The sequence below is a fragment of the bacterium (Candidatus Blackallbacteria) CG13_big_fil_rev_8_21_14_2_50_49_14 genome, from assembly GCA_002783405.1.
GTDB lineage: Bacteria > Cyanobacteriota > Sericytochromatia > UBA7694 > UBA7694.
In genome coordinates, this window is sequence record PFGG01000055.1 from 169,221 (window position 1) to 182,002 (window position 12,782).

10 protein-coding genes are annotated in these 12,782 nt (G+C 50.2%); 5 read left to right on the forward strand and 5 right to left on the reverse strand.

The annotated features are described in order from the left end of the window. Positions 1 to 57: 57 nt before the first annotated feature. Entirely contained in the window at positions 58 to 5,274 is a 5,217-nt protein-coding gene (locus tag COW20_13745; protein ID PIW47262.1) for a hypothetical protein, read from the reverse strand. A gap of 133 nt (positions 5,275 to 5,407) precedes the next feature. Here COW20_13745 and COW20_13750 point away from each other — a divergent pair, with 133 nt between their 5' ends. Both COW20_13750 and COW20_13755 read left to right on the forward strand, forming a co-directional pair. Then, positions 5,408 to 6,010 carry a hypothetical protein gene (locus tag COW20_13750; GenBank protein PIW47263.1) on the forward strand — a complete coding sequence of 201 codons (603 nt, stop codon included), beginning with the start codon at positions 5,408 to 5,410 and terminating at the stop codon, positions 6,008 to 6,010. A gap of 79 nt (positions 6,011 to 6,089) precedes the next feature. Continuing rightward, a complete protein-coding gene (locus tag COW20_13755; GenBank protein ID PIW47264.1) occupies positions 6,090 to 6,407 on the forward strand; it encodes a hypothetical protein in 318 nt (105 codons plus the stop codon). A gap of 3 nt (positions 6,408 to 6,410) precedes the next feature. On the opposite strand, the gene COW20_13760 is transcribed toward COW20_13755, so the two are convergent. The 3 genes from COW20_13760 to COW20_13770 are packed head-to-tail and all read right to left on the reverse strand — an operon-like array spanning position 6,411 to position 9,574. Next, positions 6,411 to 7,280, reverse strand: coding sequence for an aspartoacylase (locus COW20_13760; protein ID PIW47265.1), 870 nt, complete (start codon positions 7,278 to 7,280; stop codon positions 6,411 to 6,413). Positions 7,281 to 7,284: 4 nt separating this feature from the next. Further along, entirely contained in the window at positions 7,285 to 8,118 is an 834-nt protein-coding gene (locus COW20_13765) for a hypothetical protein (GenBank protein ID PIW47266.1), read from the reverse strand. Next, positions 8,057 to 9,574: an arginine decarboxylase gene (locus COW20_13770; GenBank protein PIW47267.1), complete on the reverse strand. Its 1,518-nt coding sequence runs from the start codon at positions 9,572 to 9,574 to the stop codon at positions 8,057 to 8,059. The genes COW20_13765 and COW20_13770 overlap by 62 nt, the downstream gene beginning before the upstream one ends. Before the next feature lie 179 nt (positions 9,575 to 9,753). On the opposite strand from COW20_13770, the gene COW20_13775 reads away from it, so the two are divergent. Genes COW20_13775 through COW20_13785 form a run of 3 tightly spaced genes read left to right on the forward strand, consistent with a single transcriptional unit; the run spans position 9,754 to position 11,989 of the window. After that, positions 9,754 to 10,281 (forward strand): hypothetical protein, encoded by a 528-nt coding sequence (locus tag COW20_13775; GenBank protein ID PIW47268.1) that lies wholly within the window; start codon positions 9,754 to 9,756, stop codon positions 10,279 to 10,281. Beyond that, complete coding sequence (locus tag COW20_13780) at positions 10,282 to 11,493, forward strand: carnitine dehydratase (GenBank protein PIW47269.1); 1,212 nt, start codon at positions 10,282 to 10,284, stop codon at positions 11,491 to 11,493. After that, on the forward strand, positions 11,486 to 11,989 hold the full coding sequence (locus tag COW20_13785) for a hypothetical protein (GenBank protein ID PIW47270.1): 504 nt from the start codon (positions 11,486 to 11,488) through the stop codon (positions 11,987 to 11,989). The genes COW20_13780 and COW20_13785 overlap by 8 nt, the downstream gene beginning before the upstream one ends. A gap of 159 nt (positions 11,990 to 12,148) precedes the next feature. On the opposite strand, the gene COW20_13790 is transcribed toward COW20_13785, so the two are convergent. Continuing rightward, a partial coding sequence (locus COW20_13790) for a hypothetical protein (protein ID PIW47271.1) occupies positions 12,149 to 12,782 on the reverse strand: 634 nt, incomplete at its 5' end.

A 12,782-nucleotide genomic window follows, 5' to 3' on the forward strand; every position in this document is an offset into this window, starting at 1 on the left:
GGTTAATATTCGCAACATTTTTTCTCTCTTCATTTTTATTCCGTTCACGCCAGCGCCTTACTCCTCAAGCAAAGGCAATTCCTCATCGAGAAAACCCAAATCTTCCCATTGAGACTTGGTTTCAGAAGTATCGCCCTCTGATAAAGTTGCAGCAACCTGCTCATCTTCAAGCAGCTCAAGTTCTTCCCACTCAGCATTTTGAGGCTCAGAACCTGAGTCCATCGGCAATTCCTCGTCCAGAAAGCTCAAGTCTTCCCATTGGGCATCTGGGTCAGAAGCATTCCCCTCGGAAACAGTTTCATGGGCCTGTTGAACTTCAAGTGGCTCAGCGGCTTCCACTTCAGCATGTTGAGGTTCGGAATCTGTCGGGGTTTCCTCGTCCAGAAAGCTCAAGTCTTCCCATTGGGAGGTTCCTGATTCAGATGTATCAAGGGCTGGTTTGTCTTGCTCTGTGGCCTGTTCAGGCAACTGCATCAGAGTTTCCTGAGGGACAGGCCCCTCACTTCCAGGCAACTGCATCAGGGTTTCTTGGGGTACAGGCTCTCCGCCAGGCAATTGCTTCAAAATATCCTGGGGCACAGGCCCCTCTCCGCCGGGCAATTGCATCAGGGTCTGTGAAAGCAGCTTGTCTTCTTCATCCAGAAAAGCAAAAGCAGGATCTTCACTGTTTAACTCGCTCAATTGAATTTCATCAGCACTCGCCAGGGTTTCTTCAGCAGGCGCTTCCTCATCCAAAAAGTCGAGCCCCTTCCAACGCTGCTCACTCTCCCCTGAAGCCTCAGGTTCCAGCTCTAAATCCTGCCAACGCTGGCTCGCCACAGCATCCAAAGCGGTCTGATCTTCTTCAGGCTTTTCCGCAGCAACGGGTTCTGAAATCAACTCCTGTTCAAGTTGAATTTCCAGCATCTGCTCAGGCCCGGTCTCCAATTCGCCAATCCGATCCAGATCCAAAATCCAACGATCTTCCTCGCTGGCCTGAGTGGGCTGTGCCAGGGGCTGTGCACCCACCTGCAGATGGGCGGTCCAAATATTCTCTCCCCGTCGGCTTAAACGCACCAGGCGTTCCTGACTGGCAGAACTTACCAAAAGATCTCCATTCTCCAAGATCTGACAATGATGCGGCGAAACCAAAGGATCTGCAGCCGTCCCTTTGAGAATCAGAGTTTCATCTCCGGGCCGCACCCAAACCAGACGGTGATTGCCCGTATCAGCAATCAAGGTACTGCCATCTTCTAAACGGTGGGCAAAAGCTGGGCTGTTCAATTCTTCAGGCCCCGCTCCCGGAAACATCAAAAGCCCCCAAGACCAAAGCTCTTCACCTTTCAACGAAATTTCACAGACACGGTGCAGCTCCACATCCGCATAAAGTACGGTTCCTGTAGGCGTCAGCTCAGCATAGTGTGGATTCATAATCTGATGCGGCGGCCCATATTCCCAATTCACCTGGCTGTCTGAGGTTAAAGTCACCAGACGGTGGTTCCCTTCATCGGCCACCAATAAAAATCCTTGGGGTGTTAAAACCGCGCTGCGCGGGTTTTGTAAGGGGCCACGCCACTGCCTGCGAATTTTACGGGTTTCTAAATCTATTTCAAGGATACGGCCATTGCCAGTATCCGTCACCAAAAGGCTTTCGGGCAAGGTTTCAAGTCGATAGGGCTGAAACAACTGTTCGCCACTTTCTTTGCCCCAGAACCAAAGAATTTCACCTTGCCAATTAAACCCAGCAATCACATCCTGCATCAAACTGGGCAAATAAAACAGGTCATCCTTGCGGGAATCCACCAAAGCCCAGGTATCCACACGGGGCAGATCCGGGCGATGAATGCCGACACGCGTTTCAAAATTTAAAAGTTCCTGGGCATTGGCTTGCTGCCGCTGCTGAGCGATTTGCAGCAATTGGTTATGAAACCAGGGATACTTCGCCCCCAATTCCTGCACCTGTCGTGTTTCCAATTCATACATTTTGCAATAATCTTCGGTGCGCACCGTGGCTGAGCGGGGAATATCCAGTAAAACTGACATTTCGCCAAAGATTTCGCCCGCGCCCAATTCAATCACCGGGGTTTTATCCCCCTTGCGCTGAATACTGACACGGCCTTCAAGCAACATAAACAAAGAGCCGCCCGACTCATTGCGGCTGAAAACCGTCTGTTCTGGCATATAGGCATGGGCCCTTACCAAATGCGAAAGCGCATCAAAGAATTCATTTCCCGCCTTGGCAAAAAGCGGAAATTCGCGAATTTTCTGTTCCGCCAGACGTGAGCGCAATTCCTCCTGCAGGGCCTCTGATTTGCGTTCGCGAAATTGTTTGAAGCGACGCTGATGATCGGCATCGACCTGGCGCACCAGGTGAAAGAGCTGGGGAAATTTGACCACGGCTTTTTTAAATTCTCCCCGTTCCAAAGAGAGAATGCGCACCTCTCCCTTGGCGCGAAAACCTGGCTTGGGTACATTGGAATCTTCAGCCAGCAGGGCCTGTTGACCGCAAATCTCCCCCACCTCTAGGGTAAAAATCACGACCCCTTCTTCTTCAGCAGAAACCACCTCCAACTGGCCCTCCAAAAGCATATACAGGGCATTGCCCAATTCTCCGGGCCGTATCAGCCAATCTTCAGATTTTACTTTCAGGCGCTGCACAAACCCCGCAAGCGCCAGTAAATGCTCTTCGCTGGCATCGGCAAACTGATGAATTTTGCGCAGCTCCTCCAGCATTTCCTGCTGTTGTTTTTTGCGCACCTCGGCATTGGAGCGGGTGCGAAACTGAGCCCGCAGTAAAGATTGATCCGAAACCGTGGCCTGGGGAAAAGCCTGAATCCAACGGGTTATTTCTTTTTCAGGACTGAACTGCATCATCAGATTTTCACCCGCGAAGACCAATTCCCCATTGTGTAAACGGGTCACCCAGGTCGGGGCAGGCAGATCTTTCCAATGGCTGCCATGAACAGGATCCGGGGGCCAATAACGAACCGCTCGCAGCCGTTTTCCTTCAGGGCTCAATTCCAAACAGGCCTGAAGCCCGGCATCGACAATCCAAGTGCGTCCATCCGGCAGACGGCGGGCAAGAAGAGGCTCCTGTACGCCTTGTTCAGCGCCAAAGACTCTGAGCAGTTCACTGCGGGGTGAAATTTCAAGCACCTCTTTGCGGCCAGGATCTGAAATCAGCCAGGTATCAGCAGGTGTTAACTGTACATCACAGGGGGCCTTTAATTTTTCGGCATCTGGCGTTCTTAAACCAGGATAACGGCGCAAATGCCGACCGGAACGATCCAATTCCAGCACCCGTTGATTGCCCTGATCGACGATCAGCAGACATTCTTCCTGTTGACCCGGCCCCTGCTCCTTCAAATGGTAGGTCACCATCACAGGCTGACGCAAAGCCAATTTTGCTTTCCAGATCAACTCACCACTGGGGCTGTATTCAGCGACCCGGTTGCCGGTTTTATCGGCCACCAGAAAATTATGGTTGGGAAGCACCGTGGCATGTGACAAAGCCCCAATCTGCGCTTCTTTGCCGTCAAAAACCGTCAATAACTGGCGCCAGACGTTCATAATATAAAAACGGTTCTGTCCCGGCAAAACCACCAGCATCTGCCCTGGAAACAGCTGTGTAGAAGTTTCTGCACTGAGCAAATGGCGCAGGTCGCGCTCGGCCGGCAAATCCAGACGATAAAAACAAGCGGGGCAAGCCAGGCCATCGTCCTGCTCCAAAGGCGTTTCACACAGCGGGCAAATATCCTCAAAACGTATTGATTTGCCGCTCAAACGCAATTGGCGCATCACTTCCAAAACTGCTTCCCGCGAAATTGGAGTGCGCAGGGAATGGTTTCCCATGACGTCTTCAAGCTCGCCTAAAACCACGCGTTGGGTACGCAATTGTTTGCGCAGCTCATGCGCCAGTTTTTTTAGACGTTTGACTTCTTCATTGTGTAAGAGCAGATTGGTCAAGGTCACACGGTAGAAAGCCCAATTGAGCAAATCGACAATTGCGGCCTCGGCTTCAGCAGGTAAATCGAGTTCTTCGGCAGGTTCGCCGATCTGATCCCACAGGGCGGGATCATCTTTGGGGGGCTGGTAGACCTGGAATTTCCCCTTCTTCTGGGGAGCCTGACGGGCCACCTTTAATTCGGGCTCAGGTTCTTTTTCTGCTTCCTTAAAATCACTTTCTGTCAGGATCTGTTCTTGCAAAAGAAAGGCTTCAAAACTGAGTTTTTCAAGCGCATGCAGGGGATTGTCTGCCGTATAGGCCAAAATAGAAGGCTGGCTACCATCATGAATTGCAAAGCGCCGAATCGTACGCACACTGCTGGTTTTGACGACGTTAATCACGGGTGAGCGCTGACCAACTTCTTCCAGCCAGGTATTAAAAAACAAAAGTTTGCCATCGGGGCTGAGCTGCATGGGATCACAGGGCAAAATCCGCTGCATGCACCAGGAATCCCCCTTGATCTCAACAGAATAGGGAGTGCTCAGAGTTTCAGTGTCAAAATAGAGCAAACCAAATTGAGGTCTTTGGGTACAGATATACAAATAGCGCGGGTCGGGAGCAGGAAGCAAATTTCCCAGAACTCCCAGGCCTGAGCGCCAAATCTTATGCTTAAAATCCGAAAGATCAATCATCCAGAGCTGAATGCTCTCATTGTCTGTAATATATGCCATTTTTCCAGCAGAATCGAAACAAACATTCAAGGTTCGATTACTGCCTGGCTTGCGAATCTGCCAGCGTTCGAGGATCTCATAATCCGTTAAAGAAATTGCAAGCACTTCTCCTGCCTGGCGATGGCTTACAAACAGGGTTTCACGGTCAGGGCTTAAGTACAAATCCACAGCATGGGGACGTTTGTCCTGCTGAATCACATCCAACAAAAAATCACTCAAAAGCAAATAAGGATGGGTATGCAAACTGCTGGCCGTAATAAAACTGCGCTCTGGGGTCATCACCAATTCAGGCTGGCTGCCCTCCTCCAGTGAGATCGGGCGCATATATTTGCCCTCCTGATCAAGAGCAGCCCACTGCCTGCGCCCGCTTGTTGCAGAGGGTTCTGGACGCTGCTCTGTCAAGGCCACACGCGCGATTTCTTCGCCTGAGGGATATTGATTAAAATGCAAAATCAGGGTCTGCAGATCGACATGGCAGGAAATACCCGCAACCGCATCTTGCAAAGCCTGGCGTTGGGCCTGCCAAAGTCCCTGAAGTTCCTGAATCCGTTCTGTTGAAAAATTTTTCTGCTGGCTCAAATAGTGTAGCCAGCGCTCGGTCTGCGCTTCACTGCTCATTATTTATAACCCTTGAATATTGCCTGAGTTCAGTTATTATACTAGCGAATAGGATTTACTTTTATACTGCTCCTTAAAAAATATACCCAATTCTCACAGCCCCAAATCCATAAAATGCTGAAAAGAGGCTCCCATGCGCGATTTTAAACAAGAGACCGAAGCCTGGAAATTTTGGGATGCAGCCTGTGAAGCCCGTTATCAAGGGAATGAATTTCCCTATCCCTATATTCTGCAGAACCGCGCAGATGTGATCGCCCTGTGTGAATGGATCGAAACACAGGCCATCCGCTCTTACCTCGAAATCGGCATTTGGAGCGGAAAACTGGTTTCGCTGCTGCATTCCCTCTTTCAGTTTGAAAAGCTCGCGGTTTGCGATCTCCGGGACGCCGATAAATTTGGAGTAGAGATTAAAGTGCCGCCTGAAACGCTCTGCTTTTGGGGAGATTCCTGCTCCAATGACTATATGAACTGGCGTAAAAACTTGGGGGAAATCGATCTGGTCTTGATTGATGGCGCCCACAGCCTTGAAGCTGTGATGGCTGATTTTGAGATCAACCGCCACTACCCCACCCGCTATCTGGCTTTTCACGATATCGGCAATCCACGCACCCCTGATATTGTCAGGTTTTGGAACGCACTTCCAGGCGAAAAATGGAGCTTTTGCCAGCCTTTTTCAGAGCCCGAACTCCAAGATCTCGCCCCCATGGGAATTGGGGTCTGGAAAGTTCCCCTCTGAGGGATTGAAATCCAGCTTCTGAACACCTATGATGGGATCATCAGCGTCTTGAGCTAAATAGGCGAGGGAGAAAAAGAGCATGGAGACATTAGAGCAGAGAAAAGCGAATTACAAAAAATATTTGGAAATGGCCATTGATTTTGAAGAAGATGAAGAAATGCTTCAGGCGATTAAATACTACCGTGCAGCCTTAAAGTATTCACTGCATAAAAAAGATACGGATCATATTCACGGCAAAATTCAAAAATTACAGGCCAAAGCCCATTATGTCAGCGGAATGTTGGGAGAAGGACGAGAAGAAAAACCCCCCAATAAATTGCTGATGGGCTCGATTGCGCTGCTCGTTTCCCTGGGTATTCTCGTATTGCTCTCCCTCTTGATTCTCAAACCCTTCTGAAGTTCAAAGCAAAATCCGTTCCCGACGGGTCAAAGACAGCGCAAGACCTTTTTCATAATAGGCCTGTTCATTGATAAAAACAGGCCAAACCGTCTCATGCCCCTGATAGACAATCGTCTGACCATTGAAAGCAGAAAACAGAGGTTTTTGGGGATACAGAGGCTGAAAATCACGTCCCAACAGCCCCGGATAGATCATGCCAGCCAAAGAACCATCTTTCTGGCGGGGAAAATCAAGGTTCTCAAGCTGCCTGTAAACCGTCAGCTCTCCTTCATATTCTTCAGCCTCTCCCACTTGCCAGGCAGCAAGATAATCCAAAGCCGCCGCCACAATCTGTTCTGTTTTAAAATACAAATCAGCGCGCAAAGTGCCATGCATCATGGGGCCCACCTCGAGAGTCAGATCTCTGGCTGCCACAGAAGGCAGATAAGGGCTCTCTTCCGCTGCCTGGGGCATAAAGTAAATTCTGACAAGGGCATCCTGTTGCACCAAATGGGCGCAAAGCTGACGGGTCAAACGATCTTCCAAGGCATCTTCACGGGAAAGAATCACTGTAAAGCCCATATTGCTGGTGGTATTGTGTAAATCAATCAAAAAATCAGTCTTTTGAAAGCTCTGATGCAAAACCTTCGCACGTTGTGCCTCATAGGAATCCAAAGCCAGATTGGCTAAATCCGCAGGGCGAAAGCAGCGGTTCAGATCCTCTTCCACATAACGCTGGTTGCGCTCAATGGCATGGGGGTTGGCCAGACAGGTTTCGACCTGAAAAGGATACTGCCGAAAAGGCAAAATTTCTTTTTCCCATTTGCGGCACAGGTAAATCCCCCCCCATTCATTGCCATGGGTGCCGCCGACAATCAGCACACGCTGCATGAATTCAGTCCCACCAAAAATACCAGACGGTGCTGTCAATCAAAGTCAACGCCAGATTTTCAAGCGTTTGCACCCCCTGCTCAACAATATCCGGGCAATAGGCATATTGCAGGCGCGCAAGTTCACGCGCTTCATCCAAATTTTGCACGGGTCGGGCAATCCGCAGTTCAATCAGATCATGGGAATGACTCACCAATTCAGCGCCATAGCGCACAAACCAAGTCTCCATCAGGCGAATATGCACATCACTGTCAGGGCAGGCATTCCAGCCTCCGGTATGCAACCAGGCGGGCACTTCCCAGGAATGAGGGGTAGGCACCAAGGCCAGTAAAACCTCGGCATAGGGTTGGCGAGACAAAATATCCACATGAATCGCGTAATGGTGTTGGGGTTGCATATTTTCAGGCGTAAAGAATTCAGCAAATTCATCGAATTCATCAAGATCCAATTCCAGATCTTCTTCAGAAGCATGGGCTGCCAACCATTTCTGAAGATCCAAACTGGCCGCACTCTTTAAAACAGCCTGGGGCGAGGGCAAAGAATCAGTAAAAGACCAGCTGTTCTTCAATAATTCCAAATCTGATACAGGCCCCAAAAGCACCGGCCAATAGCCTGCCTCAGGTGTGAACGCACGTAATTTCTGCCAAGTTTCAATCGCCGTTTTACCAGGCAGGCTCAGAAAATAGAGGGGCTGTTCAGCTCCTGGAATGACTTGAGCCTGAAGGGCTTGCGAAAAACCATTCTGCTTGAGCAGATTCTCCAGCTCCGGCATGACATCAAGCAACCACTTTGATGGTGTGCAGACGAATATCCTCAGGACCGTTAATAAAGCCGCCATAGCGATAGACCTGTTGGAGATAATCCACCAGCTCGCGGGTAATCAGCTCACCGGGCACCAGAATGGGAATACCGGGTGGGTAAGGCGAAACAATTTCCGTGCAAATCCGACCCACAGAATTTTCAAAGGGAATGCGTTCTGTTTTGGCATAAAACGCTTCCCGCGGGGTCATGGCCGCAGGGGGAATCTCAGGCAAATCCAGAGTTTGCAAAAGGGGGCGCACCTGTTGGGGAATGCCATGGGCATGAAACTCCGTTGAGATTTGGCGCATGGCGTTGACCAGGCGCTCTAAATCACTGCGCGGATTGGCAAAGGTGACAATCGCCAGTACATTGGTAAGGGTTGCCATTTCAGCCTGAACGCCATACTTTTCGTTGAGCAGATCGAGCACGTCAAAACCCGAAACGCCCATTTCCGAAACATTGATCACCAATTTGGTAAGATCAATGGCGTGAATACCGGGCTGGCCAATCCGCTCACGTCCAAAACAATGCACACCGGGAATCTTATTCAGTTCCTGACGGGCCCATTCCGAAACTTCAAGGGCATGGCTCAGCAAGGTTTTTCCATGCAAAGCCATCTGGCGGCGGGCCGTATCCAGTGAAGCCATCAAAACATAAGAAGGGCTGGTGCTCTGCACAATCTGAAGCACTTTACGCACCCGTTGCACATCGACATGGCCCGTATCGCGCATATGAAACATCGAGGCCTGGGTCATGCCCGCAATAATTTTATGGGTGGATTGCACCACCAAATCAGCTCCCGCATCCAGGGCCGAAACGGGCAAATCGGGGTGAAAATGCAAATGCGGGCCATGGGCTTCGTCTACCAAGAGAGGTTTATGATAGCGGTGACAGATTTTAGCTATGGCCTGAATATCTGAAGTCACCCCATAATAAGTAGGGTGCACAATCATCACGGCTTTGACGTCTGGATTGGCCTGAATACTGGCCTCAACTTCTTCGGGGGTAATGCTGTCGTAAAAGCCAAATTCCTGATCCCAAACGGGCTTGAGATACACAGGGATCGCACCGCTGAGCAGAATGCCACCAATCACAGATTTGTGAACATTGCGGGGAATCAGAATTTTATCCCCCGGATCGCAGACACTGAGCACCATGGTATGGTTGCCACAGGTTGAACCATTGACCAGAAAAAAGGAGTAATCGGCACCATAGGCTGCGGCAGCCAATTCCTGGGCTTCTTTAATCACATGTTCTGGATCGTGTAAATTGTCAACCTCAGGCAATTCACAGAGGTCAATCCGAAACATATTGGTTCCGACCAGCTCGATAAATTCAGGATCAATACCCTGTCCATATTTATGACCTGGCGTATGAAAAGCGACCATGTCTTTCTTGAGATAATCACGCAAGGCCTCAAAAAAAGGCGCGCGGCTTTGGGGGTTGAGAAGGTCTGAATCTGTCATGGCGGAAGTCTCTGCTGTTTCAATCATGGTCTTAATGGTTCTCTCTGCTTTTGAAAAGTACGCATTGGCCCCCCTATTGTACAGTGCTTCGGGAAACAATGGTTAAGTTCACGTTATTAACTTTGCCTTTACTTTTTCTGTAACCCCGATCACCAAATCCGAGCGTCTTTCTGGATTACGCTAGCTTTGCGAAAGAGGTATATTTCATGACATCACAGCTTCCGATCCGCAAACAAAAACTGCATCCCGTCCGCGAAGTCAATCTCAGTGGAGATACCTGGCTGCACCAAGATGAACATCTCTGTGTCAGCTATTGGCATTTGCCCCGCACAGAATCCGATCAGGTCGCCCATACCCTAACCCTGACGATTTTCGACGAAGCCATTCAAATTCACAGCAAACACAATGCAGCAGGAGAAAGACTTTACTGGTATTGTGATCTGCTTGAGGTCAAACGAGACGAAGGGGGGTGGCATCTGACCGATCTCTTGCTGGATGTTGTGGTTTTTCCCGACGGCAGCACCCGCATGCTGGATCTTGGCGAACTGGCCGAAGCACTTGAAGAGGGGGGCATTCACCCCCAACAGGCCGCTCAGGCCCTGCGGCTGGCTGAAACCATTCAAGACTGGGCCAACCAAAACGCCTTTCCCCCTCCTGTGGTCAGCAACTGGCTCCAGGCACATCCTGATGCGCTCAATTTTAGCCAGTATCACTCCCCAGAAGTTTCAACTTAAATGGCAGCTTCATTTAGCCAATCCCTCAAGGTGCTGGAACTGGCCTCTGTTTTGGCCGGCCCAGCCGTGGGGCTCTTTTTTGCTGAACTGGGTGCAGAGGTCATCAAGGTTGAAAATCTGCTCACGGCAGGCGATGTCACCCGTTGCTGGCGATTGCCCCAGGAATCTTCAAACACGGATATTTCGGCCTATTTTTCCTGTATTAACTGGGGCAAACGCTCTTTGGCCCTCAATCTCAAAACAGCTGAAGGGCTTGCCATTATTCAAAAACTGGCAGCCCAGGCCGATATCGTGATTGTCAATTATAAACCCGGAGATGCCGAAAAACTGGGGGTCGATGCGGCCAGCCTGAGAAAGCAGAACCCCGGCTTGATTTACGCCCATTTGACCGGCTATGGCCCCGACAATTCCCGCGCAGGCTTTGATGCCTTGATTCAAGCAGAAACAGGTTTTGTCGACCTCAATGGAGAAAGTGAAGGCCCCGGCTTAAAAATGCCAGTGGCTTTGATGGATTTACTGGCTGCGCATCAGCTCAAGGAAGCCATCCTGATCGCTTTGCTGGAACGGCAAGCCACAGGCCAGGGAGCCCTGCTCGAAATCGGACTGTTTCAAAGCGGTCTGGTCTCTTTGGCCAATCAAGCCAGTGCCTGGCTTCAAGCAGGACAACTTCCCCAGCGCATGGGGTCTGAGCACCCCAGCATCGTCCCCTATGGCACGGTTTACAGCTGTCAACAAAATCAAAAGCTGATGCTGGCGGTTGGCAATGACGCGCAATTCAAAGCGCTCTGTGAAGTGCTGGGTTGCCCTGAACTGATACAAAATCAACGATTTCAGACCAATCCCCTGCGGGTGCAAAACCGCCAGCAGCTCCATCCATTGCTTCAAACGCGCATCGAAAACTTTCAACGCCAGGCTTTATTAACGCGTCTTTGGCAGGCAAAAGTACCTGCCGGTGCTTTGCATACGGTGGCGGAGGCGCTGGAACAACCCGAAGCCCAAGCACTGCTGCTCAAAGCTGAAAAAGCAGGCAGCTCCTATCTGGGGCTGCGCAGTTTGGCTTTTGCTCCGCCTCAAGGACTTGAAACACTGTTGCCCCCGCCTCATCTCGGGGAACACAGCCAAGAGCTGCTTGTGGCCTTGGGTTTGAGTCTTTCTGAAATTCAAAGCCTGGAAAAAGCAGGTATTATTTTAACTCAAAATATGTTTGAATAAAAAAATGAGCAGCAAAATACAGAGCCAAGCCCCTCTCAGCCCCCCTTCAGAAGGCATTGTCTTCTGGAATCTGGCGCAGGAACGCCACAGCGTGTTTCTCTTGGTTTTTGGCGCTTTGATCAGCGCCAGCCTGGCCTTGCTGATTCATGGTTTCAGCAGCCCTTTGACGGAGATCAGCAGACTCTGGCAAAGCTCTTTCTTTCTCTTTTACCTGAGTCTGGCCTACAGTCTTTGGAACCTTCACAAAAGCCTTTTTCTGCTGCAGAGTTTTCTGCTCTTGGGTTTCAGCATTGGGCTGAATGGATTGCCCTTATTACAGCCTGAAATATTTACGGTTCTGCATCTTGAAGCACTTCAAAATTTTCTGCTCTTTGACAGCCAAACCCTTTTGCCTTGGCAAATCCCCTTCAACTATCTGGTGATCCCCTTTACAGCCCTGTGGCTGCTTTTCTACCGTTCACTGAAACCCTGGTTCATGCCAACACCGGAAGATTAAGAGAGCTTTGCACATCTCAAATCCGTTAAGTTGACACATTTGGCAGAGCGTCTGCCTAAAAAACTCACCCCTTAAGACGCTTTGCCGCTGAATTTCAAACATGAAAAAAGCTGGAGAAAATTCTCCAGCTTTTTAGCTTCTATGACAGTGTCTGAGGTTTTAGCCTACAGTGGCTTCAGAAGCTTCTGTACTGGCAGCTTCAGAGCTCTCAGAAGCAGCAGTTTCAGTCCCTTCAGAAGCAGCGGCTTCTGTGGTGCCTTCGGCTTCAGCTTCAACTTCAGCTTCAACACTGACTTCCACTGCTGTGGTTTCAGAGCCTTGTGCTTCAACCGTCACAGTAGCAGTGGTTTCTGCCGTGGTGGTGCTGCTGGCAGACTCTTCAACCGTCACCGTGGTCTGGGTCGCTGCATCGGTACAAGAAGAGGTCACTTCACCGGCTGCGCTGGCACCGAAGGTCAGATTGCGGGTGGTGGAGGTGCCATCAGCCTTGGTCCAGGTAATTGTGCCCGTACCCGTGGCTGAACCATCAGCAGCGACCACATGCTGACGCTGAACTTCACGCTTGCGACCATCTTTCCAGGTGGTGGTCGATTCTACAGAAACTGTCCGGCTGCCATCGGCATTGACGGTGACGGTACGGTGTACTGAACGCGTATAGTTTTTGTGGCTTGCATCCAGTTTGAAATCCAGGCTGACCAGTTTGCCGTCCATGGTGGTGCGGGAGAGGTAGGTATCACGTTTCAAACCAATTTTGGTATTTTCAAAGGAAACCTTTACAATCTCGGTGGTGCTG